This is a genomic window from Tardiphaga sp. 813_E8_N1_3, assembly GCF_051811025.1.
Lineage (GTDB): Bacteria > Pseudomonadota > Alphaproteobacteria > Rhizobiales > Xanthobacteraceae > Tardiphaga.
This window is the reverse complement of the sequence record NZ_JBPWQE010000001.1, coordinates 2845441-2869418: the sequence shown is the minus strand read 5'-3', so window position 1 is coordinate 2869418 and position 23978 is coordinate 2845441. Positions and strand designations below refer to the sequence as shown.

The following is a 23978-nucleotide window of genomic DNA, read 5'->3' as shown; positions in this document are numbered from 1 at the left end:
AGTGAGTAACCAATGTCCAGCGTTGTCGAGTTGCTTTACTCGCGTCGCGCTCCGCAGGTCGCGGTGCTGGCGCTGATGTCTATCGGTTTTGCGGGCTGCAGCGCCGACATGCAGACGCGTCTGTCTCAGAATCCAAGTTTTGACTCGGGGCAGTCCCGTGGCTTTGGCTGGCAAGGCGAAACCACCGGCTCGGTGCCGCAGCGGGCACCACGCGCGCCGGTCGAGCGCCAGGAACTGCCGCAGTATCAGCGCCCGGCCTATAATCCGCAGCCGCAGTATCAATCCCAGGCTTTGCCGCCGCCGATCTCGGCGCCGCAATCCTATCCGGCAGCTCGTCCGGTTGCGTCGGCTGCTCCCGTTAGCGGGGGCGGTAACGGTATGTATACGCCGCCGCCCGCACGTGCGCCGATCGAAACCACCGGCTCCACGGCGCCGCGCTCGGTTGCAGCGACCAACGGGCTTGCCCGTGATGGCGGCACCTCGATCATCGTCGGCACCAGCGATACGCTCGATGGTCTGGCGAAGCGCTACAATGTCTCGTCGGCCGCGATCCTGCAGGCCAATGGCTACAAGGGGCCGCGCGCGTTGTCGCCCGGCCAGTCGCTGATCATTCCGCGCCAGGGCGCCGCCGCAACTCCGGCCGTTGCCGCTGCTCCGAGCAAACCTGCCGCCGGCGCATCGACCACGCATTTCGTCAATCGCGGCGATACGCTGATGAGCATCTCGCGCCGGAACAACGTGCCGGTCGCCGAACTCGCGCGCGCCAATGGTTTGGCGCCGAACGCCCAGCTGAAGCTTGGTAGCAAAATCAACGTGCCCGGCGCACGTACTACGGCTTCTGCAGCTCCTGCAGCCGCGCCGCTCGCTGCGCCCGTCGCAGCCGTGACGGCTGCTCCGGCTGGCGCGGTCACGTCCGCTGCCGTGGCCCGTGTTGCTTCTGCCGAACCCGCACAGAAGGCCCGTCTCGCAAGTGCAACGACGACGCCTGAAGAAACCACGCCGGAATCGCCGACTAAAGCCGCTGACGCAACCGGCGCTTTGCCGACGTTCCGTTGGCCGGTGCGCGGCCGCGTGGTCACAGGCTACGGCGCTAAGACCAATGGCAAGTCCAATGACGGCATCAACGTCGCCGTGCCGGAAGGCACGCCGATCAAGGCTGCCGAAGATGGCGTCGTTGCCTATTCCGGCAACGAGCTGAAGGGTTACGGCAATCTGGTTCTCGTTCGTCACTCCAACGGCTACGTCACCGCATATGCCCATGCGAGTGAGCTGATGGTGAAGCGTGGTGAGACCATCAAGCGCGGTCAGGTGATCGGCAAGTCCGGCCAGTCCGGCGAAGTCACGTCGCCGCAGCTTCACTTCGAAATCCGCAAGGGATCGTCGCCGGTCGATCCGCTGCAGTTCCTCAACGGCGCGTAAACGCAATCCACGAAGTGTAGTTTGCATTCACACAAGCCCGGCCTCGTGCCGGGCTTGATGCGTTTGACCTCGGGGCTGCGGCCCACGCCAGCTCCGGAATCTTCAACGCGCCGCTGCGTGTGGGCAGAGTTAGCTCGCGCGAGCTCTGTTGACTGCCGCGCGATGTTGCCCATATGTGAACCTGTCGTGGTTCTTCGGGAAGGTTTGCCCGAAGCTAAGAGGGAAGCCGGTGAGGCGTTAAGCCAAGGCCGGAGCTGCCCCCGCAACTGTAAGCGGTGAGCCGCTGTCCATTAAAGTCACTGAGGCCCGCAAAGGTTTTGGGAAGGCCGGACAGCAGCATTGACCCGCGAGCCAGGAGACCTGCCTCGACAACATAAACGTCCTCGGGCGGGGTGTCCCGGTGGTGCGGTTGCGATTCCGCGACTGCCGTCGTGGAATCCAGACGTGTCACTTTGGCCTTTTGCCCCCAATCATTGGGGTTAAGCCATGTCTACTGTGTCAAAGTCTACCTCTTCAAAATCAACTACCTCACTCCCTGTTGCTACATTGGGCACGCCACGGATCGGTCCGCGGCGTGAGCTCAAGATGGCGCTGGAAAGTTATTGGTCCGGTGCAATCGACGAGAATGCGCTGATCGATGTCGGCGTCGGGCTGCGTGCCGCCAACTGGGCGCGCCAGAAGTCGCTCGGGGTCACGGTCATGCCGTCGAACGACTTCTCTTTCTACGATCAAGTGCTCGATACCAGCGTCATGGTCGGCGCCATTCCCAAAGTCTATGGCTGGACCGGCGGGGATGTTTCCTTCGCCACCTACTTTGCCATAGCGCGCGGATCACAAGGCGCCGCGCATGACGAGGCCTGTAAGCATGGCTCTCACACGCATGATGCGTCCCACGGTGTGCCAGCGCAGGAGATGACCAAGTGGTTTGATACCAACTACCACTTCATGGTGCCGGAACTGACGCCAGATCAAACCTTCTGTCTCGCGTCGCGCAAGCCAATCAAAGAATATGAGGAAGCGAGATCGCTGGGCTATCAGACGCGGCCTGTGCTGGTCGGGCCTGTGACCTATCTGAAGCTTGCCAAGAGTGCAGATGCGTCATTCGATCCGGTGACGCTACTCGATCGATTGCTACCTGTTTACGTCGAAGTGCTCGGAGAATTGGCCGACAGAGGCGCCGAATGGGTGCAACTGGATGAGCCATGTCTGGTGCTCGATCTCGACACGTCGGCCCAGCAGGCGCTGCAGCGGACTTATGCGGCTTTTGCCGAAGCGGTCCCGCAGCTCAGGATCATGCTGAACACTTACTTTGGCGAACTTGGCGATAACCTCGATCTGGCCCTATCGCTTCCCGTCGCCGGGCTTCATCTCGATCTGGTCCGTGGATCGGAGCAGTTTGACGAAGTCGCTGCGAAGGCACGAAAGGACCTGATCCTCTCACTCGGCGTGATCGACGGCCGCAATATCTGGCGGTCCGATCTGTCCAGCCTGCTCGATGGGCTGGAGCCCATGGTCGATCTGCTGGGGCGGCATCGCGTTGAGCTCGCGCCATCCTGTTCGCTATTGCATGTGCCGATCGATCTGGGCCTTGAGACTGATCTCGATCCGGACGTCAAAAGCTGGCTGGCCTTTTCGATCCAGAAGATGGAAGAGCTGGCCGCACTTGGAGCAGCACTGGCTGGCAGTCGCGCTGATGTTGCCGCAACGCTCGCGGCCTCGGATGCCGCGGCGGCCGCGCGACTGGCATCGTCGAAAATCCACGACCTAGCGGTCGCGAAGCGCGTCGCCTCGGTTGATGTGACCATGCGTCGGCGCGGCAGTGACTTTGCCTCACGGACGGGTGAACAGCATCAACGCTTCAAGCTACCGGCATTCCCGACAACAACCATCGGCTCGTTTCCGCAGACCCCGGAAGTGAGAAACGCGCGCGGGGCTAATGTCAGGGGCACGCTCAGCGATGCCGCCTACAAGACGTTCCTGCAGAACCAGACGGCGAGGGCTGTTCGCTGGCAGGAGAATATCGGTCTCGACGTGCTGGTGCATGGCGAGTTCGAGCGCAACGACATGGTGCAGTATTTCGGCGAGCAGCTCTCCGGCTTCGCCTTCACCAAACACGGCTGGGTGCAGTCCTATGGCTCCCGCTACGTGCGGCCTCCCGTGCTGTTCGGAGACGTGTCCCGACCGCATCCCATGACCGTCGAATGGTGGCAATATTCGCAGTCGCTGACCGAGCGGCCGATGAAGGCAATGCTGACGGGACCTGTCACGATCCTGAACTGGTCATTCGTGCGTGACGACATTCCCCGCGAAGTCGCCTGTCACCAGATCGCGCTCGCGATACGCGATGAGGTGGCCGATCTCGAAAAAGCTGGAGCCGGCATGATCCAGATCGACGAAGCGGCACTACGCGAAGGGCTTCCGCTGCGCAAATCGGAATGGAAGTCCTATCTCGATTGGGCCGTGGAGAGCTTCCGCATCTGCTCGTCAGGCGTGCGGGATGACACGCAGATCCATACGCATATGTGCTACTCGGAGTTCAACGACATCATCGATGCGATCGGTGCCATGGACGCCGATGTGATCTCCATCGAAACGTCACGTTCGAAGATGGAGTTGCTTGATGCGTTCCGGACCTACAAATATCCGAACGAGATCGGCCCAGGCGTTTACGACATCCACTCGCCGCGGGTGCCTGAAACGCGCGACATGGTCGATCTGCTCAAGCTGGCCCGGCAGCAGCTGGCGGACTCCCAGCTCTGGATCAATCCCGATTGCGGACTGAAGACCCGGAAATGGGAGGAGGTGCGGCCTGCGCTCGTGAATATGGTCGCGGCGGCGCGCGAGTTGCGAAACCTCGCCTAGAGCAAGTCGAATGCCGCCCCGTCGTCATGACGGGGCGGCATTCGCCGGTCACTTAACTGCCGGTTACTTCGTCGCCAGCTTCACGCCGAGACGGCCGGCGAGCTCCTGCACAAACTGCCAGGCGACGCGACCCGAACGCGAGCCGCGGGTGGTAGACCATTCCAGTGCGTCGCGCTCCAGCCCGGCAGCGTCGGTCTTGATGCCGTAATGGCTGCAATAGCCGCGCACCATGTCGAGATATTCGTCCTGGCTGCACTTGTGGAAGCCGAGCCACAGGCCGAAACGATCCGACAGCGACACTTTCTCCTCGACGGCTTCGCCGGGATTGATCGCGGTCGAGCGCTCGTTCTCGATCATCTCGCGCGCCAGCAGATGGCGGCGGTTCGACGTTGCATAGAGAATGACGTTATCCGGCCGGCCTTCGATGCCGCCTTCGAGCACAGCCTTGAGCGACTTGTAGGACGCGTCATTGCCGTCGAAAGAGAGATCGTCGCAGAACACGATGAAATAGAAATCCGAGGCGCGGATCTGCTCCATCAACGCCGGCAGGCTCTCGATGTCCTCGCGATGGATCTCGACCAGCTTCAAGCGGCCGGCAACGGATTTGCTGGCATTGACCGAGGCATGCGCCGCCTTGACCAGCGACGACTTGCCCATGCCCCGCGCGCCCCAGAGCAGCGCGTTATTGGCCGGCAGGCCGTTGGCGAAACGCCGGGTATTCTCGATCAGGGTGTCGACCTGCTGATTGATGCCCTGCAGCAAGCCGATATCGACCCTCGAGACCTTCGGCACGGGAGCCAGGCGGCCGTCGGGATGCCATATGAAGGCCTCGGCGCTGGCCAGAGAATCGGCATTGGAGCGCTTCGGCGCTGCGGCGGCCATGCCCGCGGCAATGGCCTCAAGGGCGAGCGCAATCCGCTCCTCCATGGGGGGAGCGGCGGCTGGTCGCGGACGTTTTGCCGCGGGCTTGACCGCGCGGGTCACAGCGGCCTTTTTGACAGGGCGGCGGCTTGTTTTATTGGGCTTTTTTGACATTTTTGACTTTCCTCAGGCCGCACCCATATCGAGGCCGGAACGCATCCGCAAGCGGTACAAATCGCAGACAAATCAGAGGGTTTACCGCCGTTGCAATTGGGACGCCGGCCGCTATAGTCCGCGCGAATTTGCCCAACCGGCCGAACGCCGACGCGTCGCCGGTTATTCCCCAGCGTTCACGAGGACTTCCCGATGTTCATTACCCCTGCGTTTGCCCAGGCTGCAGCCGGCGGCGACACCAACAGCATGCTGATGTCGCTGCTGCCTTTCGCGCTGATCTTCGTGATCATGTATTTCCTGATCCTGCGTCCGCAGCAGAAGAAGGTGAAGGACCACGCCGAGATGGTGAAGAACATCCGCCGCGGCGACACCATCGTCACCTCGGGCGGTCTGGTCGGCAAGGTCACCAAGGTGGTCGATGACGAGCAGGTTGAGTTCGAACTCGCCGAAGGCGTTCGCGTGCGCCAGCTCCGCACGATGATCTCGGGCGTGCGCACCAAGGGTGAGCCCGCCAAGGAGAAGGCGGACAAGGCTGATGCCAAGGACGACGCGGCCGCGAGCTGATGCGTTTGCGCGTCGCCATTTCAAGAATCTGACGGATCATCTCGATGTTGTATTTCACGCGGTGGAAGGCGCTGGCGGTCATTCTGACGGCGCTCGTGGTCTGCCTGTGCGCGGTTCCGAACTTCTTCCCCGAAGCCACCGTGAAAACCTGGCCAAAATGGGCGCAGCGCCATCTGGTGCTGGGTCTCGATTTGCAGGGTGGTTCGCACATCCTGCTCGAAGTCGACGCCAACTCGGTCAAGAAGGACAAGCTCGATCAGGTGCGCGACGACGTCCGCCGCACGCTGCGTGATGCCAAGATCGTCTATACCGGTCTTGGTGTTCGTGGCGACAATGTCGAAGTTCGCATCACCAAGGATACCGAGTATCAGACCGCGCTCAGCAAGCTGCGTGAACTGTCGCAGCCGCTGGGCGGCCTGATGGGGCAAAGCGGCCAGCGCAGCCTCGAAGTCTCCGACGCCGGCAACGGCCTGATCCGTCTCTCGGTGCCGCAGGCTGCGATCAATGATCGGATCCGGCAGTCGGTCGAACAGTCGATCCAGATCGTCGAGCGCCGCGTCAACGAACTCGGCACGGTCGAACCGCTGATCCAGCGTCAGGGTCTCGATCGCATCCTGGTGCAGGTGCCTGGCCTGCAGGATCCGACCCGCCTTAAGGAACTGCTGGGCAAGACCGCGAAGCTCGATTTCCGCATGGTCGACACCTCGATCCCGGCCGAGCAGGCGCAGGGCAGGGTGCCGCCCGACTCCGAACTCCTGATGAGCTCGCAGTCGCCGAAGACGCCTTATCTCGTGAAGAAGGAAGTGCTGGTCTCCGGCGCTGACCTGACCGACGCGCAGCCGGGCTTCGACCAGCGCACCAACGAGCCGATCGTCTCCTTCCGCTTCAACACATCTGGCTCCCGCAAGTTTGCCGATGCCACGGTGAAGAACGTCAATCTGCCCTTCGCCATCGTGCTCGATAACGAAGTGGTATCGGCCCCGGTCATTCGTGAGCCGATCACAGGCGGCTCCGGCCAGATTTCCGGCAGCTTCACGGTGCAGGGCGCTAATGATCTGGCGATCCTGCTGCGCGCCGGCGCACTGCCTGCGCCGCTCTCGATTATCGAAGAGCGCACCGTCGGTCCGGGCCTCGGCCAGGACTCGATCGCGAAAGGTGAACTCGCCGCCTATGTCGGCTCGATCCTGGTCATCGTCTTCATGCTGCTGACCTACCGCCTGTTCGGCCTGTTCGCCAACATCGCGGTGGCGATCAACGTGCTGATGATCTTCGGCATCCTGTCGCTGCTCAACGCCACGCTGACGCTGCCGGGCATCGCCGGCATCGTGCTGACGGTTGGTATCGCCGTGGACTCCAACGTGCTGATCTATGAGCGCATTCGTGAAGAACTGCGCGCCGGACGGACCGCGATCTCGGCGATCGACGCCGGCTTCAAGCGCGCGCTGGCCACCATTCTGGATTCCAACATCACGACATTCATCGCCGCGGCGGTGCTGTTTTACATCGGCACCGGACCGGTCCGCGGCTTCGCCGTGACCTTCGGCATCGGCATTGTCACGACGGTTTTCACAGCCTTCACCGTGACCCGCCTGATTGTCGCCGGCTGGGTCAGGTGGAAGCGGCCGACCAGCGTGCCGATCTGAGTTTACGGAGCAGACTTTGACAACGACACAAATGGTTCTGGCCGGTTTGGGCGCACTGATCGTCATTCTGTCGATCGTGGCGATCTTCGACCTGTTGCCTTCGCTCCGCATCGTTCCCGACGATACGAAGTTCGACTTCACGCGCTTCCGCCGCATCTCGTTTCCGATCTCGGCATTGCTGTCGATCCTTGCGATCACGCTGTTCTTCACGCACGGGCTGAATTTCGGCATCGACTTCAAGGGTGGTACCTTGCTGGAAGTTCGCGCGAAGTCCGGCACTGCGGATATCAGCGCGATGCGTACCACCCTTGCCGGACTGCAGCTCGGTGACGTGCAGCTTCAGCAATTCGGCGGTCCCTCCGAGGTGTTGATCCGCTTGGCTGAGCAGCCGGGCGGCGATCCTGCTCAGCAGGCGGCGGTGCAGAAGGTGCGCGCAGCCCTCGGTGACAGCGTCGAATATCGCCGCGTCGAGGTGGTAGGCCCGCGCGTCTCCGGTGAGCTGCTGGCTTACGGCATGCTCGGCCTGATCGTCGCCATCATCGGCATCCTGATCTATCTCTGGTTCCGCTTCGAATGGCAGTTCGCGCTCGGCGCCATGATCGCCAACGTCCATGATATCGTGCTGACCATCGGCTTCATGTCGATCACGCAGGTGGATTTCGATCTCACCAGTATCGCGGCGCTGTTGACGATTCTCGGCTATTCGCTGAACGACACGGTCGTCATCTACGATCGTATCCGCGAAATCCTGCGTCGCTACAAGAAAATGCCGATGCCGGAACTGCTGAACGAGTCGATCAATTCGACGCTGTCGCGCTCGATCATCACCCACGTCACTGTGACGTTGGCTCTGTTGGCGCTGTATCTGTTCGGCGGCCAGGCGATCCATTCGTTCACGGCGGTCATGATCTTCGGCGTCGTGCTGGTCGGCACCTACACCTCGATCTTCATCGCGGCGCCGCTGCTGATCTATCTCGGCGTCGGCGAACACCGCGAAGACGCCGACAAGCCAGCGGCGAAGTCGAAGCCCTGAGATGCCGGTCGATCCCGAAGCGCCGCACCTTCCGCGCTCGGCCGCCATCGAAGCCTACGGCAAGGGTGGCTTCCACTTCGACACCATGTCGCATCAGGGCTCGCTGCTGTGCCTGCCCGACGCGGTCTGGGCGTGGTCGGTCACCAAGGCCAGTGACATCGACCGCCATTCGCTGCGGCGCGTGTTCGAAGGCGCGGCAGGCATCGACACGCTGATCATCGGCACCGGCAATGACGTCTGGATCGTGCCGAACGACCTGCGCAATGCCTTGCGCAATCTGCATGTAGTGATCGATGCGATGCAGACCGGTCCTGCGATCCGCACCTATAACGTCATGATGGGCGAGCGCCGCCGCGTTGCCGCTGCGTTGATCGCGGTGCCATGAGTGGTGCTGATCAGAGCTCCGCGGCTTTCTGCGCGGAGTTAGTGCGCAGCCACGACTTTGACCGCTATGCCGCGACCTTGTTCGTGCCTGCCGACAAGCGCCGTTCGCTGCTGGCGCTCTATGCGTTCAATACGGAAATTACCCGCGTCCGCGAGCTCGTGAAACAACCGTTGCCCGGCGAGATCCGGCTGCAATGGTGGACCGACATGCTGGCCGGCGTCGGTCATGGCGACGTCGAACAGAATCCCGTTGCCGCCGAATTGCTGCTGGCGATCCGCGCACATGATCTTCCCGTCGACAGGCTGTCCAAGCTGATCGATGTGCACATCTTCGATCTCTACAACGACCCAATGCCGGATCTCGCGCTGCTCGAAAGCCACTTTCGCGATACGCTCGGGACACTGTTGTTCTCATCGGCAAAGATCCTCGGTGATGGCTCGGAGGCCAGCGCTCATGTCGCCGAGCATGCCGGGCTGGCCCAAGGCGTCGCGCGGATCGTGGCGCGTCTGCCCTATGACACGATGCGGCGGCAATTGTTCATTCCGCAGGACATGCTGCTGCAGAACGGCAGCAGCGCCGATCAGATGTTTGCCGGCAAGATGACGTCGGGCATCCGCGCAACGCTGGATCGGCTGATATCAGGCGCGCAAGAGCAGCTCGCGACAGCGCAGGGAATGCGCGCCGATGTGTTGCCGGCTGCGCGTACGGCGTTCCTGCCCATGGCGCTGGTGAAGCACGATCTGGCGCAAATGGCCCGAGCGGATCACGATCCGTTTGAGCTCCATGTCAGATCGCGGCTGCGGACCCTGTGGACGCTCTGGCGCGCGTCGCGATCAATGTGACGTCAGCTTCTGGTCTGTCGTCTCGAAGTTGAAACGGTCGCGCAGGTTCTTTCGCGACTCCAGAATACCCTTCAGGAACGCACGGTCGGCGTCGCTGGTCATCAATGGCTCCAGCAGATCGACCTGGTTCATCGCGACGAGCTGCAGCACCTCGGTGCGAATGCGGCCTGAGGCGTCGCGGGGCAGGGCTGTGACGACCTGCAGATGCTCAGGCGGCTTCGCAGCCTTAGCGGCAGCCAATTCATCCTGCAGCTTCGTTTCCAGCGCGACGTCATCAGCCTCCACGAAAGCATAGAGCCCGACGCCAGTGCGCCGGTCGGCAAATGCGACGATCGACGCGTCGCGCACCGCCGGGTTCTGCTTGATGATCTCGAGCAGAGGGGGCGCGTCGTTGACCAGACGCTTGCCGCCACCCTCGCGGTCGGTGAAGTTGAAGATGCCGCGGGTGATAGCGCGATAGACCTTCTTGCCGGTCATCAGCCAGATCCGTGCTGGCAGCGACTTCTTCGCCAGGATCGCCTTTTCCTTCGGCGTCAGCAGCTCCGGCGCGTAAGTCCGCTTATGCTTCAGGAGGTGACGCAGATCTTCATAGGCGGCGATGCGAAATAGCTGGCTGCGGGACTTGAAACAGACCGCGAGCTGGAAGTCGGTGACGTAGGCTAGGCCATCGCTGCCGCGCAGCCAGTTCTGCTCCTTGGCGAGATCGTTGTGGCACACGCCCATGCGATGCAGCTTGCGCAGCGCCAGCTTGGCGGATTTGAAATAGCGCGCATCGTGATGCGGCTTGGCGAGATGCAGTGCGACACCGTCGATGAAGCCACGCACCAGCGCGCGGTCGCCGGCCCAGAGCAATTCAGGCCCGACGCGCAGATCACGCGCCAGCGTCAGTGCGCGACGTTCCCGCGTGAACAGATGCAGCGCCAGCAGATATGACCACCACGGCACCTGGTCGAGCCGGCGCAGCACCGCATCGACTTCGCCCGATGACGTGCGATAGCGGCCGCGCTCGACGGTCGAGAACACGTCGCGTTTCAGCAACACGCCTTCGGTCCAGGTCTTGGACAGCGCAGCGGCGTCCTGTGGCGGCAAACTCATCGAGCAATCCTGAAATTCAAAGTGCCGGCGTCATGCCGCAGCCGCAACGGGCAGGCTGGCGGCAATCCAGTCATCCATGTCGGCCAGCGCCCGCACGCTCATCGCCTGCTTCTTGGCAACGGTCTTCTCATTGCCGCGCAGCCGCGAGCCGTCGGGCTTCTTGGTCGGCGCCTGAGCCAGCGGCGGGAACAGGCCGAAATTGATGTTCATCGGCTGGAACGAGCGCGGGCCTGCGTCGACGGTTTCGATATGGCCACCGGTGATATGGCCGAGCAACGAGCCCAGCGCCGTCGTCACGGGCGGGGACGCCAGCGACTGGCGCTTGGCATCGGCCGCCGCATAGAGGCCGGCGATCAGGCCGACGCTGGCGGACTCCACATAGCCTTCGCAGCCGGTCATCTGGCCTGCAAAGCGCAGGCGTGGCTGCGCCTTCAGGCGGAGCTGTTCGTCGAGCAGCTTCGGTGAATTCAGGAATGTGTTGCGATGCAGGCCGCCGAGCCGTGCGAATTCAGCATTCCGTAGGCCGGGGATCATCCGCAATGCCTGCTGCTGCGGGCCGTATTTCAGCTTCGTCTGGAAACCGACGATGTTGTAGAGCGTGCCGAGCTTGTTGTCCTGACGCAGCTGCACGATGGCATAGGGCTTCACGAGGGGATCGCGCGGATTGGTCAGTCCGACAGGCTTCATCGGGCCGTGACGCAGCGTTTCGCGACCGCGCTCGGCCATCACTTCGATGGGCAGACAGCCGTCGAAATAGGGCGTGCTGGTTTCCCACTCCTTGAAGTCGGTCTTTTCGCCAGCCAGCAGCGCATCGATGAAGGCGTCATACTGCTCATGGGTCATCGGGCAGTTGATGTAATCGGCGCCGGTGCCGCCGGGCCCGACCTTGTCGTAGCGCGACTGGAACCAGGCGATCTCCATGTCGATCGAATCTTTATGCACGATCGGTGCGATGGCATCGAAGAAGGCCAGCGCGTTCTCGTCGGTTAGCCCACGGATGCCGTCCGCGAGCGCCGCGGAGGTCAATGGACCCGTCGCAACGATGACATTGCGCCAGTCGGCAGGCGGCAGCCCGGCGACTTCGGCGCGGTCGATGGTGATGAGCGGGTGGTCGTTCAGCGCCTTGGTCACGGCATCGGAGAAGCCGTCGCGGTCGACGGCCAGTGCGCCACCGGCGGGCACCTGGTTGGCATCGGCGCAGCGCATGATCAGCGAACTCAGCTTGCGCATCTCGGCGTGCAGCAGGCCGACAGCGTTGTTGAGCGCATCGTCAGAACGGAAGGAATTGGAGCAGACCAGTTCGGCGAGGCCATCGGTGCGATGGGCGTCGGTCATCTGGTGCGGCCGCATCTCGTGCAAGATCACGGGAATGCCGGCATTGGCGACTTGCCAGGCGGCTTCCGAGCCGGCGAGGCCCGCGCCGATCACATGGACGCAGTCGTCTGAGTTTGGGGCTGTTGTCATGGCCCCGCATGTAGCGCGTTTTGGCGCGAAGTGGAATTCGCTTCGCGGAAATTCGGTCGGTTAGCCAAAGCTTTGAAGACGCTTTGGTTTGAACGCGTGTGGCTCTGAAGATGGTGTCTTCAGGGAACCACGATTGCGCCCGCCCGAGGCGGGCGCAATCCGTGAAACGTCAGGCAAGACAGATAGAACGTCCTGACGGATCAACCGTTATAGGCGCCAGAAGCAACACGCGGAATGTCCGAACGGTCGAGACCGATGTCGGAAAGTTCGCGATCGCTGAGCTGGGAGAGTTCGGCAACGTTGCGCTGATAGTCACGGAACGCCTGGATCATGCGGATGAATGAAAGCAGCATTTGGTTTCTCCTTCGGCAGACGATTCATCTCTTGTGAGGTGCCTCGCTGTTGAAGTGAATATAGATGACGATATCGCACTGCAGCAGTGGAGATGTTGCGATGCAGCTACTCGGTCATCGCATAGCTCGCGCAAGGAATGATTAACCTCTTGGCGGTGAGCGGTGATTTTACAGGCAGGGTGCGTATTCGGGCACCTTCAGTGATGGTTTCAGGCATTAATTAGTCAGTTAAATCATGCGTTTGGAGATGTTCCAGGGCTCAAATGGATGCTGGAAGCGAAACCGCTCCGATAAGACCTTTCTGGCCGCATTCCGGCAGCCTCCTCGGCGGTTCCTCGTAAGTTCCTGTCTGGCTCTGCTATGCGCGATTCGCATGTGAGTATTAGGAATGAACTATAGATCATCCTTACGTGAGGCTTGCGAGGCGACTTTTCTCTAAACTGCATGCGTGAAGGAAAATACATATGCAACTCGAGGTCCCGCCGAAACGCCGTTGCTGTTGGCCTCCGGAGGCACATCAAAAGGCCGATGGCGCGGCGTCACTAAACTCGCGCGAATTACATTTGTGTAAGTTTGTTGCTCTCGATTTCTGAAGCGCCAAAAAGCTGAGTGTTCTTGGTGGCGATCACAACCGGCTCACATTCAATTCACCGCGGCTGATATTTCCTGAATAGCGGGTGGACGTATCAATTCCTTCTACAGAATCCGGCAATGGCGTCGGTTCTGTTGCGAAGGACAAACAAGATGATCACAAGATTACTGGGAGCGGCCGCCATGGCTGCTGTCGTGTTCGCTACGGTGCCGGCTTCGGCTGCACGTATGGAAGGCTGCAGCGGCAGCAACCTGCTGAAAACCGAAACCGCCGTTGAAGCGATGCCGGACGGCGATGCGAAGTGGGTTGCGTTCAAGGAAATGACGGATGCGCAGACCGCGTTGCTCGACAACAAGATGCGCGTGTGTGCGGTCCATCTGACCAAGGCCATGCATGTCGGCATGATGAAGTAAGATCACGGGAGGGGCCGCTTGCTGAGGAGCGGACGGCCCTTCTATCACCCCATGCGAGCCTATGGTTCTTTGGCGAGCTGACCGGCAAAATAGGCGATGGTCTTCGAATAGACCTCGCTCTTGTTCCACTGCTGAATGACTGCGAAGTTCGCAGTGCCAGGCGCAAAATCCTGATCGCGCTTCCAGCCATAGCTGGCGAGATAGTTTGCCGTTGACGCCAGCACGTCAGGCGCGCTGCGCAGCAGGTCGCGATGGCCATTGCCGTCGAAGTCGACAGCGAATTTCAGGTAGGACGATGGCATGAATTGCGTCTGGCCGATTTCGCCGGCCCAGGCGCCATGCATCTCGGCAGGCGCGAGGTCGCCGCGGTCGACAATGCGCAGGGCATCGAGCAATTCACCGCGAAACATCTCGGCGCGTCGGCAATCATAGGCGAGCGACGCGATGGCGCGGATGGTCGGGAATTTACCGACGTTCACGCCATAGTCGGTCTCCAATCCCCAGATCGCCACCAGTACCGAACCGGGCACGCCATATTGCTGTTCGATGCGTCCGAGCACCGAGCCATAACGCTTCAGCATGTCGCTGCCGCGACGCAGCCTTGGCGGCACCATGCGCCCGGAAAATTCCTCGAAGCTTTGCTTGAAGACCTGCTGGCCGCGGTCACGCGACAGCACGCTGTTGTCGAGGGTGACGCCGGTCAGTGCTGCATCGACGGTCTTCTGCGAAATGCCCTTGCCGACGGCTTCTGTCTTGAAGGCGGCGAGCCAGCCATCGAAACTGCCTGTGCCGCAGGAGGGCGCAGCAAGGGCCGGCGCTAGCGGCGAGATCAGAAATGTACCGAGCAGGAATGTGCGAAGCAGGGGGCGCATGGTCTCAAGGCTCTCATTACGGTCATGAAATGATGTCGCGAACGATAGTGCGCGATGAGCCTTCCGGTGAACCGCGGCCAAAACAAGGCTTGCGTAGTGATATCAGAACAGCATGACGGCTTCTCGCGCAATTCTGCGAGAGGCCGGCGGCTTGGAAAAGATCTGATAACTGTCCCTGCGTTGCTTGTCGTCGCGCCATTGAAACAGCGCGATCGGAAATCCGCAGCCGGCCGCTTGATCCTGTTGCCTGGCGGCAGCATCGGCGGGTTCGGATTGCGCTCCCCGACATTGCGATAGAGATGCCATGTGGCGTGGCCGAGCGGGGCGCTTCGGCGAAAATGTCGTCCGACATTCACAGCGCTGCAATGCAGCGGCCGGGCTTTCGCCTCAATTCAGTCGGACCTTGCTACCGACGTCAAACGGTCTGTCGATGGCGTTGGCAACTGGCTTGATCAATTGGTTTGGAGCGACTCTTCCCGAAGTCTATCGCGTCGCATTGGCAAGCGAGTGGTGGGCGGATACAAGTACGAACCGGCTGGTGCTGCCGGAACCAAACACGGCACGAATTCTTCAATCTGTCACGAAAGCTATTGGGAGCGACATATGAGCATTTTCGGAAAGATCATGGGCGCGATTTTCGGCACCAGCGCCAGTGCAGCATCCCCTGATGCCGCGCCGGCCGCCGGCGGTTCGGCTCCCTCAGGCGCCGCGCCGATGGACAGTGTTGACGTTGCTGCGATCCTCGACAAGGCCGTGGCAGCCAAAGGCGAGAAGCTGGAATGGAAGACCTCGATTGTCGATCTGATGAAGGCGCTCGACATCGACTCCAGCCTGTCGGCTCGCAAGGATCTCGCCAAAGAGCTCGGTTACACCGGCGACACCAGCGATTCCGCCAGCATGAACATCTGGCTGCACAAGCAGATGATGACCAAGCTCGCTGCCAATGGCGGCAAGCTGCCGGCCGACATCAAGCACTAAACTTCCCGTTTGGGACGGAGTTGAAGGCCCGCGCTCGCGCGGGCCTTTTTGCTGTGGTATACCAGCACACATAAATACAAGACCAAAAAACAAGACAAAACATACGAGGAGAAACACCATGGACCCCATCAACCGCAGAACGATTCTGACCACCGGTGCCGTTGCCCTGGCTGGCAGCGCATTGGCGGGCGAGGCTGTGCAGGCGCAGGCCGGTCCCAAGGGCATATTCTCGGTCGCGACGGTGACGATTCCCATCGTCGGCGAGACCGACGTGTTTCCGGTGCGCCGCATCTATTGCATCGGCCGCAACTACGCAGCGCATTCCCGCGAGATGGGATCGGACCCGACGCGCGAGCCGCCGTTCTTCTTCCAGAAGCCGACCGACGCGATCCAGAACGTCAAGATCGGCGAGGTCGCCGATCACCCGTATCCGTCACTGACCAAGAACTATCATTACGAAGTCGAACTCGTCGCCGCGCTGAAATCCGGCGGCACCAATATCCCCGTCGATAAAGCGCTCGACCATGTCTATGGCTATGCTGTCGGGCTCGACATGACGCGCCGCGACCTGCAGCGCGCCATGGGCGACGAGAAGAAGCCATGGGAGATCGGCAAGAGTTTTGACCGCGCTGCAGTCATCGGCCCGATCCATCCGGTCGCCAAGACCGGGCACATGACCAAGGGGCCGATCTCGCTCGCGGTGAATGGCACCGTGAAACAGACCTCCGATCTCGACAAGATGATCTGGAGCGTCGCCGAGCAGATATCGAAACTCTCGGACGCCTTCGAGCTGAAGGCCGGCGACATCATCTATTCCGGCACGCCGGAAAATGTCGGCCCGGTCGTCAAGGGCGACGTACTGCTGTGCAAGCTGCAGGGCTTGCCAGACATGTCGATCAAGATCGTTTGAGAGCGATTGTTTCCGCGCAGGCGCTGTCGTCCGATGTGAATGTCAAACAGCCACTGCTCTTCAGACATGCGTCATCGCCCCTGTTGTTTGCGGCGCGGGGGCGCCGTCGTGTTTCGCATTCCCACCCTCCTGAAAGAGGGCGTGCGGAACGCCGGGTGCCCGTTGCACCCTTGGGCCTGATGCGAATGCGGTCTTCCGCAATTGTGAGTGCATCAGAACTTTCGGAAGCGTCAGGCAAGTGCCCAGCGTTCCGCCTGCGGTGTTTTTTCGACTTGCTTGCACTTTGCCTCAGCGAACGATCCGATCACCGAATTAAAGTCCCAAGGCGATGGGAAGGGAGCCTCAAGCGAATAGGCCGAACGCGTTTTGACTTTGGTCGTCCGTCACACTGTCCAGGGGTCTTTCCATCCCAAGGCTAGCCGTCTCCTTGCCAGTGGCAGTGCTGGCGCAGATCCGTCCTGCCCGAAGACAGACGTCACCCCCAAACCGCGTAACGCCGCATCTCCGGCGTCCACCGCATCCCACCCCGCGAACGTGACGATCGCGATCGCCCCTCTCGGTGGGGCAGGACAAAGGGGAATATAAACCTGATGGGGATGATGTCAACGGCGGATAGGAAAAAATGTATGGGCGCTGTCTTGCCGCCCCACACTCGTCATTCCGGGGCGCGGGCGCGCCCTTCGCGCACGTGAACCCGGAATCCCAACATGTTTTGCGCTGAACACTTCGAGATTCCGGGTTCGCACTACGCGGCTGCGCCGCTTCGTGCGCCCCGGAATGACGAGAGTGGGGCTGGCTTCCCCGCCACTCCAAGCGAACGGCTGAGGTTCGCGCTCTGCCGGCTGCGCCGCCTTCGTGCGCCCCGGAATGAACGTGACGGAATAACCGCCTAATTCACCAGATCCGCATAGTCCGGATGCTGGCGCAGATAATCCACCACGAAAGAACAACCTGCGACAACCTTCAGCCCATCCGCACGGATCAACGCCAGCGCGCCCTTCACCAGTTCCGAGGCGATGCCGCGGCCACGCAGGGCAGGCGGCGTTTCGGTGTGCGTGATGATCACGCGATCGCCGGCCCGGCGATAATTCGCAAAGGCGATGGATTCGCCGACATCCAGCTCGAAGCGATTGAGCGCCTTGTTGTCGCGAACGCCGGTCATGCCGCGTCTTTCAGCAAATCCTGATAGTCCGCATGTTTCGCGATATATGCGGCGATGAAGGGGCACTGCGCCACGACCTTCAATCCCTGTGCACGGACGGCATCGAGCGCACTGCGGGCAAGCTGTGAGCCGATACCTCTGCCGCCCAATTCCGGCGGCACGACAGTGTGGACGAAGGTGATGGTATCGGACGTCCGGGTATATTCGGTGAAAGCGATATGGCCGTCGACCGCGAGTTCGAAACGGTGAAGCGAAGTATTGTTATAAACCGCGTTGCTCATTCTCATTCCATTCACAGGTGTCCGGGAGAAGGTAGCAGTCATCTCTAAACGGGTGCAATGCAGCCGCCGCATGCTTCATTTGACCGGGGAAATCCGTGTCGCCGCGTGGGGCTTTCTGTCGATCCGCGCGCCATGAAAAATGGCTTTGGCGTGGCCTTGCAAAGGCAAAGCGGGTTCCTACGTCAATTGTAGACATACGCCCCGAAGCGGCCGGATCGGTCGTTTGACAGTTGGAGTGTCATGCCAACGGCCGCTGACGTATGCCTCTTTTGGAGGAGGTCACGATGTCAGACTCTCGGTTTCTCGGTACGCATCGCACGTGGGAAGACTGGTTTGGCATGGCGCTTGGCGTCCTGATTGCGCTGTCGCCCTGGTTTCCTACGCAGAACGGTCATCAATATGCCGGGGGGACCCCCAGCGCCATAATCATTAACACGGTGGCGGTCGGCGTCCTGGTATTTGGCCTTGCGCAGCTTGAGTATGTCGCGCTGCAACGCTGGGAGGAGGTGGCCGCGATCATTCTTGGTCTGTGGCTGATCGTCTCGCCACTTTTCCTTGGTTATTCCGGCGACGGCATGCTCAGATTCATCCACACCTGCCTCGGCGGTCTCGTGGTGCTGCTGGCAGCACTACAGTTGTGGCAGGACTGGGATTTGAGTGATGGGGAAATGGCCCGGCACGGGCAGTGACAACAGGCGATCAGGCCCGCCGGTCTTGTCATGAGGCCGGCGGGTCTCGTTTGTCTGTCGCCGGCCGTTAGCGTCTTGGCACAGCCAGTGCCGCGATCACTTCGTCGATCCGGGAAAACACATAATTCGGCGTGCGCGCTTCCAGGGCCGCCCCGCTGGTATAGCCCCACGTCACCGCGCCAAAATCGATTCCGGCCTCGCGCGCAGCGTCGATATCGCGGATCTCGTCGCCGATGCTGATCGTGTCATCGACAGAGATGCCGGTGAGCTCAAGGATACGCTGGAATTTCGCCGTCTTGCCGAACAGGCCGGCGCCACAGGCGAAATAGGCGACGTGCTGGTCGAGATCGCCGAGCACGGCACGGACGTTATCCTCGCTATCCGAACTGACGATGGCGATCGTTATGCCGCGCGCCTTCAATTCACAGAACATGCGATCGACGCCGGGAAACAGATTGATGCGATCGATCTGCTGCGCCTTGCGCTTGCGCATGTCGCGCGCGATCAGCGGGATCCGCCATTTGGCGACACCGAGCAGCCTGATCAGTTCGCCGGCACCGACGCTCCGCAGCTCATCGATGCGGTCGCGTTCGACACGCTGAAACTTGTGCTTGTCGGCGACGGAATTGATGACGCTGAGGAACCACGAAAAGCTGTCGGACAGCGTGCCGTCCATATCGAAGATGGCGAGCTTATAAGGCATGGCTGGCGGGCGGGGAGGTGGCCGGGGTCCTGGCTGGGTGTTTGGCAATGTCGGTCAAGGGCTGGTTCTCGTCTGAGTCGTGGCCGATATGCGACCCGTCTGAAGGATGATCCCATCAGACCCGGTTTTCAACCCACATCCGCGCGGCGAAACGATGCACGAGCGCACGCAAGCGTGCTAAGTCCGTCATTACCGTTTCATATCACCCGCAGGAGGCCTCATGGCAGACGATAGACCGAACCAGAAAGGCCCCAACACCAAGAAGAAGCAGAAGTGCAAGAATTGCGAAGGCAAGGGTCTGCTGAAGAAGGGCGAGAAGGTGGTGAAATGCCAGCGGTGCCACGGGACGGGGCTGAGGTGAGAGTCATTAGTTCGCTCGCACGTGCATTGCGACCGATAGGACATAGCATCGCTGATAAATTCCGCACGTCAACGCTCATTCGAATGCTTTAAATATTGTCCGCGAATCCATTCGGCTTGATAGATCTTTTTCTTGTATGCGTTCAGGAAATCTTGAGGGTACAAAATGTTGTCTGACATGGACGCAGTTGTCGAGAAATATCAGTCGGCGCGACCTGTCTACGAAGGGTATGCGCTCAAGCTCAAGATGTTGCTGCACGACATCCTTGAATCCAAAAATATCAAATACCAAGTAATTGAAGCAAGAGCGAAAGATGTGCAGTCCTTCCAAGAAAAGATTTCGCGGCCGGGCAAATCATACAGTCAGCCTCTCAAAGAGATTACAGATTTATGTGGCTGTCGTGTGATTGTGTACTATCAGGATGACGTAGCTCATGTAGCCGAAGCGATCAAAGCAGAGTTTCGGATAGCGGAAGAAAATCTCTCAAGGCAGCCTCAATTGCTCGAAATAGATAGGTTCGGGTATCTGTCTGCGCACTATATTGTTTCAATCGGAGGCACCAGGAACGGGCTGACCGAGTGGAAGCCGTATGCAGAAATGGTCGCGGAAATCCAAATTCGCACGGTTATTCAACACGCTTGGTCGGCAGTATCGCATGCGTTGCAATATAAGCAGGAAGCATCGATACCCTCGAAACTTCAGCGTCGACTGCATCGCATTGCAGGACTTTTTGAACTTGCTGACGAGGAGTTCGTCGGGCTTAGAAATGAGCGCGAGTTGCTTCGTCTGCAAGCTCGACGCGATGTTGAAAGAGGTGACGATACAGTACCAATTACAGCTGCTTCCCTTGCTGAATTCTTAGCAACATGGAAGGGGGCGCGAGAGTTTGTGAATGTCGCGGAGCGGGTCGGATTCGAGATCAAGGCTGACGAACTCGAAGAAGATGGATACATGCCCGAGATTTACGACACAGCAATGCTTGCTGGTATAGGTAACCTGGGTGAGTTGAAAAACGCCTTGGAAAAAGCTGATAAGAGTTATCTTGATCGAGTGTGGAAATTAAACCGCTCTAGCGGCTCAAAATCATGGGCTGTTACTGAACCATTTTTAGTTTTGCTCATGCTCATATCGATTGCTGGTGAGCGAGTCTCGCTCAAGTTTCTTTTGGCTAAAGGTTTCCATGACGGTATTGCTCAGGTGGTGATCAAGGCAATCGCGAAAAATTCAAACACTCAATCGAGTTAAGGAGTGAGAGCACGTACGCATTGCAAATGGAGGGCGGTCACTCCGCCGCTTCGCTCGCCTGCTTCCGCTTCTTCGGCTTACCCGCCTTTTCCAGCACCGGCTTCAGGAATTTGCCCGTATAGCTGCGCGGTGCCTTGACGATATCTTCCGGCGGACCCCAGGCGACGATTTCGCCGCCGCCGTCGCCGCCTTCGGGGCCGAGGTCGATGACCCAGTCGGCGGTCTTGATGACTTCGAGATTGTGCTCGATCACCACCACCGTGTTGCCCTGTTCGACCAGCTCATGCAGCACTTCGAGCAGTTTTGCGACGTCGTGGAAGTGCAGGCCCGTCGTCGGCTCGTCCAAGATGTAAAGCGTGCGACCGGTCGCGCGCTTGCTCAGCTCCTTGGCGAGCTTCACGCGCTGCGCTTCGCCGCCGGATAGCGTCGTCGCCTGCTGGCCGACATGGATGTAATCCAGTCCAACGCGATGCAGCGTCTTGAAGGTCTCGCGCACGCGCGGCACCGCCTTGAAGAAGTCGGCGGCTTCTTCCACGGTCATGTCGAGCACGTCGGCGATGGACTTGCCCTTGAACAGGACTTCGAGTGTTTCGCGATTGTAGCGTTTTCCTTTGCAGGTGTCGCAGGTGACATAGACGTCGGGCAGGAAGTGCATCTCGATCTTGATGACGCCGTCGCCCTGGCAGGCCTCGCAGCGGCCGCCCTTGACGTTGAACGAGAACCGGCCGGGTTCGTAGCCGCGCGCCTTGGATTCCGGCAGGCCGGCGAACCATTCGCGGATCGGCGTGAAGGCGCCGGTATAGGTCGCGGGATTGGAGCGCGGGGTGCGGCCGATCGGCGACTGGTCGATGTCGATGATCTTGTCGATATGCTCCAGGCCCTCGATGCGATCATGCGGCGCGGCGCCTTCGCTGGCGCCGTTGAGTTTGCGCGCGATGGCCTTGTAGAGCGTGTCGATCAGCAGCGTCGACTTGCCGCCGCCGGAGACGCCGGTGATGGCGGTGAACAGGCCCAGCGGCACTTCCGCCGAGACGTTCTTCAGATTGTTGCCGCGCGCATTGATGACCTTGATGGTGCGGCGATGGTTCGGCGGACGACGCTCCCGCACCGGCACCGACATCTCGCCCGTGAGGTATTTCCCGGTCAGAGATTTCGGATTGGCCATCACCTCCTGGGGCGTGCCCTGGGCGACGATATTGCCTCCGTGAGTGCCGGCGCCGGGGCCGACATCGACCACATAGTCGGCCGCAATCACTGCGTCCTCGTCATGTTCGACCACGATCACGGTATTGCCGAGGTCGCGCAGTCGCCGCAACGTATCCAGCAGACGCGCATTGTCGCGTTGATGCAGGCCGATGGAGGGCTCGTCGAGCACATACAGCACGCCGGTCAGACCCGAGCCGATCTGCGACGCCAGGCGGATGCGCTGGCTCTCGCCACCGGACAGCGTACCGGACGAACGGGCGAGGGTGAGATAGTTCAAGCCGACATCGAGCAAGAAAGAGAGGCGGTCGCGGATCTCCTTGAGGATGCGAACGGCGATCTCGTTCTGCTGCTTGTTCAGCAGCTCTGGCACGGTCTCGAACCAGTCGCCGGCCTTGCGCACCGACATTTCGGAGATGTTGCCGATATGCTTGCCGCCGATCTTGACCGACAGCGCTTCGGGCTTCAGGCGATAACCCTCGCAGGCATCGCATGGCACGTCGGAGAAGTACTTGCCGAGCTCCTCGCGCGCCCATTCGCTTTCGGTTTCGCGGAAGCGGCGGTCGATATTGGTGACGACGCCCTCGAACGGCTTCTTGGTGTCATAGGAGCGAACGCCGTCTTCATAGGAGAACTTGATCTCGTCATCGCCGGAGCCGTGCAGGATGGCGTTCTGCGTCTTCTTCGGCAGGTCCTTCCACTTGGTGTCGAGCGTGAATTTGTAGAACTTGCCGAGTGCCGTCAGCGTCTGCACGTAATAAGGCGACGACGATTTCGCCCAGGGCGCGATGGCGCCCTTGCGCAGCGTCAGCTCCTTGTCTGGAATGACGAGATCGGCATCGATGGTCTGCTCGACGCCGAGGCCGCCGCATTTCGGACAGGCACCATAAGGGTTGTTGAACGAAAAGAGTCTGGGCTCGATTTCCGGAATGGTGAAACCGGAGACCGGGCAGGCGAACTTCTCGGAAAACAGGATGCGTTCCGCACCCGTCTTGTCGTGAATCTTCGCGACCTTCTTGTCGGATTTCTTCGTGCTGGCCTCTTCCGCGGGAGCGGCAGGCGCATCGGCGTATTCGATGACCGCGAGGCCTTCGGCGAGCTTCAGCGCGGTCTCGAAACTTTCCGCGAGGCGCTGGCCGATATCGGGCCTGACAACGATGCGATCGACGACGACGTCAATGTCATGTGGAAACTTCTTGTCGAGTACGGGCGCTTCGGCGAGTTCATGGAAGGTGCCGTCGATCTTGACGCGCTGAAAGCCCTTCTTGAGATATTCGCCCAGCTCCTTGCGGTACTCACCTTTGCGGCCGCGCACCACCGGCGCCAGCAGATAGAGCCGCGTGCCTTCCGGCAGCGCCAGCACGCGGTCGACCATCATCGAGACGGTCTGGCTCTCGATCGGAAGACCCGTCGCCGGCGAATAGGGAATGCCGACGCGCGCCCACAGCAGGCGCATGTAATCGTAGATCTCGGTGACGGTGCCGACGGTCGAACGCGGATTCTTCGAGGTGGTCTTCTGCTCGATGGAGATGGCCGGCGACAACCCGTCGATCTGGTCGACGTCCGGCTTCTGCATCATCTCGAGGAATTGCCGTGCGTAAGCTGACAGCGACTCCACGTAGCGGCGCTGGCCTTCGGCATAGATCGTATCGAAGGCAAGCGATGACTTGCCGGAGCCGGACAGGCCGGTGAACACCACCAGCTTGTCGCGCGGGATCGTCAGGTCGACATTCTTGAGATTGTGCTCGCGGGCGCCGCGGATGGTGATGCTGCGCATGTTCGCGGCGGCCTGCTGCCGCTTGGCCTTGATGATCTCGTCCATAACAGGCAATTCCCCAGCGCGCGGTGCGCGCACATCCGGGCGCGCACCGCCG

Annotated in this window: 22 protein-coding genes and 1 riboswitch; of the genes, 13 read left to right on the top strand and 9 right to left on the bottom strand. The window is 60.6% G+C overall.

Features of this window, described 5'->3' with window-relative positions; genetic code table 11:
• The first annotated feature begins 12 nt into the window (after nt 1–12).
• Together AB8A33_RS13710 and metE are read left to right on the top strand one after the other, a co-directional pair.
• Entirely contained in the window at nt 13–1419 is a 1407-nt protein-coding gene (locus AB8A33_RS13710; RefSeq protein ID WP_439093262.1) for a peptidoglycan DD-metalloendopeptidase family protein, read from the top strand.
• A gap of 170 nt (nt 1420–1589) precedes the next feature.
• A riboswitch (cobalamin riboswitch) is annotated at nt 1590–1801 on the top strand.
• A 104-nt stretch (nt 1802–1905) separates the two neighbouring features.
• Nucleotides 1906–4281 (top strand): 5-methyltetrahydropteroyltriglutamate--homocysteine S-methyltransferase, encoded by a 2376-nt coding sequence (gene metE, locus AB8A33_RS13705; RefSeq protein WP_439093261.1) that lies wholly within the window; start codon nt 1906–1908, stop codon nt 4279–4281.
• Nucleotides 4282–4344: 63 nt separating this feature from the next.
• On the opposite strand, the gene AB8A33_RS13700 is transcribed toward metE, so the two are convergent.
• A complete protein-coding gene (locus AB8A33_RS13700; protein WP_439093260.1) occupies nt 4345–5316 on the bottom strand; it encodes an ATP-binding protein in 972 nt (323 codons plus the stop codon).
• Nucleotides 5317–5508: 192 nt separating this feature from the next.
• Between AB8A33_RS13700 and yajC the strand changes: the two genes are divergently transcribed.
• The 5 genes from yajC to AB8A33_RS13675 are packed head-to-tail and all read left to right on the top strand — an operon-like array spanning nt 5509 to nt 9783.
• On the top strand, nt 5509–5880 hold the full coding sequence (gene yajC / locus AB8A33_RS13695) for a preprotein translocase subunit YajC (protein WP_093758697.1): 372 nt from the start codon (nt 5509–5511) through the stop codon (nt 5878–5880).
• A 44-nt stretch (nt 5881–5924) separates the two neighbouring features.
• Entirely contained in the window at nt 5925–7523 is a 1599-nt protein-coding gene (gene secD, locus AB8A33_RS13690; protein WP_439093259.1) for a protein translocase subunit SecD, read from the top strand.
• A gap of 31 nt (nt 7524–7554) precedes the next feature.
• The gene (gene secF / locus AB8A33_RS13685; RefSeq protein ID WP_439095934.1) at nt 7555–8556 is read left to right on the top strand and encodes a protein translocase subunit SecF; all 1002 of its coding nucleotides are present in this window, start codon (nt 7555–7557) and stop codon (nt 8554–8556) included.
• Between the two features lies 1 nt (nt 8557).
• Nucleotides 8558–8941, top strand: coding sequence for an Mth938-like domain-containing protein (locus AB8A33_RS13680; RefSeq protein ID WP_068730785.1), 384 nt, complete (start codon nt 8558–8560; stop codon nt 8939–8941).
• Entirely contained in the window at nt 8938–9783 is an 846-nt protein-coding gene (locus AB8A33_RS13675; protein ID WP_439093258.1) for a phytoene/squalene synthase family protein, read from the top strand. The genes AB8A33_RS13680 and AB8A33_RS13675 overlap by 4 nt, the downstream gene beginning before the upstream one ends.
• Here the strand turns inward: AB8A33_RS13675 and AB8A33_RS13670 are convergent.
• The 3 genes from AB8A33_RS13670 to AB8A33_RS13660 form a co-directional block, all read right to left on the bottom strand.
• On the bottom strand, nt 9775–10878 hold the full coding sequence (locus tag AB8A33_RS13670) for a serine/threonine protein kinase (RefSeq protein WP_439093257.1): 1104 nt from the start codon (nt 10876–10878) through the stop codon (nt 9775–9777). The two genes, AB8A33_RS13675 and AB8A33_RS13670, sit on opposite strands and share 9 nt — an antisense overlap.
• 30 nt (nt 10879–10908) lie before the next feature.
• Nucleotides 10909–12342, bottom strand: a complete 1434-nt coding sequence (trmFO, locus tag AB8A33_RS13665; protein WP_439093256.1) for a methylenetetrahydrofolate--tRNA-(uracil(54)-C(5))-methyltransferase (FADH(2)-oxidizing) TrmFO — start codon at nt 12340–12342, stop codon at nt 10909–10911.
• 200 nt (nt 12343–12542) lie between these two features.
• Complete coding sequence (locus AB8A33_RS13660; protein WP_081421766.1) at nt 12543–12695, bottom strand: DUF1127 domain-containing protein; 153 nt, start codon at nt 12693–12695, stop codon at nt 12543–12545.
• Nucleotides 12696–13439: 744 nt separating this feature from the next.
• Between AB8A33_RS13660 and AB8A33_RS13655 the strand changes: the two genes are divergently transcribed.
• Nucleotides 13440–13700: a hypothetical protein gene (locus AB8A33_RS13655; protein ID WP_439093255.1), complete on the top strand. Its 261-nt coding sequence runs from the start codon at nt 13440–13442 to the stop codon at nt 13698–13700.
• Between the two features lie 59 nt (nt 13701–13759).
• Here AB8A33_RS13655 and AB8A33_RS13650 read toward each other — a convergent pair whose 3' ends face one another.
• Nucleotides 13760–14572: a lytic murein transglycosylase gene (locus AB8A33_RS13650; RefSeq protein ID WP_439093254.1), complete on the bottom strand. Its 813-nt coding sequence runs from the start codon at nt 14570–14572 to the stop codon at nt 13760–13762.
• 603 nt (nt 14573–15175) lie between these two features.
• Between AB8A33_RS13650 and AB8A33_RS13645 the strand changes: the two genes are divergently transcribed.
• Both AB8A33_RS13645 and AB8A33_RS13640 read left to right on the top strand, forming a co-directional pair.
• Nucleotides 15176–15550 (top strand): DUF3597 domain-containing protein, encoded by a 375-nt coding sequence (locus tag AB8A33_RS13645; RefSeq protein ID WP_439093253.1) that lies wholly within the window; start codon nt 15176–15178, stop codon nt 15548–15550.
• A gap of 118 nt (nt 15551–15668) precedes the next feature.
• Complete coding sequence (locus AB8A33_RS13640; protein ID WP_439093252.1) at nt 15669–16460, top strand: fumarylacetoacetate hydrolase family protein; 792 nt, start codon at nt 15669–15671, stop codon at nt 16458–16460.
• Between the two features lie 889 nt (nt 16461–17349).
• On the opposite strand, the gene AB8A33_RS13635 is transcribed toward AB8A33_RS13640, so the two are convergent.
• Nucleotides 17350–17622: a GNAT family N-acetyltransferase gene (locus AB8A33_RS13635; RefSeq protein WP_439085341.1), complete on the bottom strand. Its 273-nt coding sequence runs from the start codon at nt 17620–17622 to the stop codon at nt 17350–17352.
• The gene (locus AB8A33_RS13630; protein WP_439093251.1) at nt 17619–17903 is read right to left on the bottom strand and encodes a GNAT family N-acetyltransferase; all 285 of its coding nucleotides are present in this window, start codon (nt 17901–17903) and stop codon (nt 17619–17621) included. Before AB8A33_RS13630 ends, AB8A33_RS13635 begins: the two co-directional genes overlap by 4 nt.
• 284 nt (nt 17904–18187) lie before the next feature.
• Here AB8A33_RS13630 and AB8A33_RS13625 point away from each other — a divergent pair, with 284 nt between their 5' ends.
• The gene (locus AB8A33_RS13625) at nt 18188–18592 is read left to right on the top strand and encodes an SPW repeat domain-containing protein (protein WP_439093250.1); all 405 of its coding nucleotides are present in this window, start codon (nt 18188–18190) and stop codon (nt 18590–18592) included.
• A 67-nt stretch (nt 18593–18659) separates the two neighbouring features.
• Here the strand turns inward: AB8A33_RS13625 and AB8A33_RS13620 are convergent, their stop codons facing one another.
• Nucleotides 18660–19295: an HAD-IA family hydrolase gene (locus tag AB8A33_RS13620; RefSeq protein ID WP_439085338.1), complete on the bottom strand. Its 636-nt coding sequence runs from the start codon at nt 19293–19295 to the stop codon at nt 18660–18662.
• A 220-nt stretch (nt 19296–19515) separates the two neighbouring features.
• Here AB8A33_RS13620 and AB8A33_RS13615 point away from each other — a divergent pair, with 220 nt between their 5' ends.
• Both AB8A33_RS13615 and AB8A33_RS13610 read left to right on the top strand, forming a co-directional pair.
• Nucleotides 19516–19656: a hypothetical protein gene (locus AB8A33_RS13615; RefSeq protein ID WP_165826921.1), complete on the top strand. Its 141-nt coding sequence runs from the start codon at nt 19516–19518 to the stop codon at nt 19654–19656.
• Nucleotides 19657–19833: 177 nt separating this feature from the next.
• Nucleotides 19834–20901, top strand: coding sequence for a GTP pyrophosphokinase (locus tag AB8A33_RS13610; protein ID WP_439093249.1), 1068 nt, complete (start codon nt 19834–19836; stop codon nt 20899–20901).
• 37 nt (nt 20902–20938) lie between these two features.
• On the opposite strand, the gene uvrA is transcribed toward AB8A33_RS13610, so the two are convergent.
• Nucleotides 20939–23926 (bottom strand): excinuclease ABC subunit UvrA, encoded by a 2988-nt coding sequence (uvrA, locus tag AB8A33_RS13605; RefSeq protein WP_439093248.1) that lies wholly within the window; start codon nt 23924–23926, stop codon nt 20939–20941.
• Between the last annotated feature and the right edge of the window lie 52 nt (nt 23927–23978).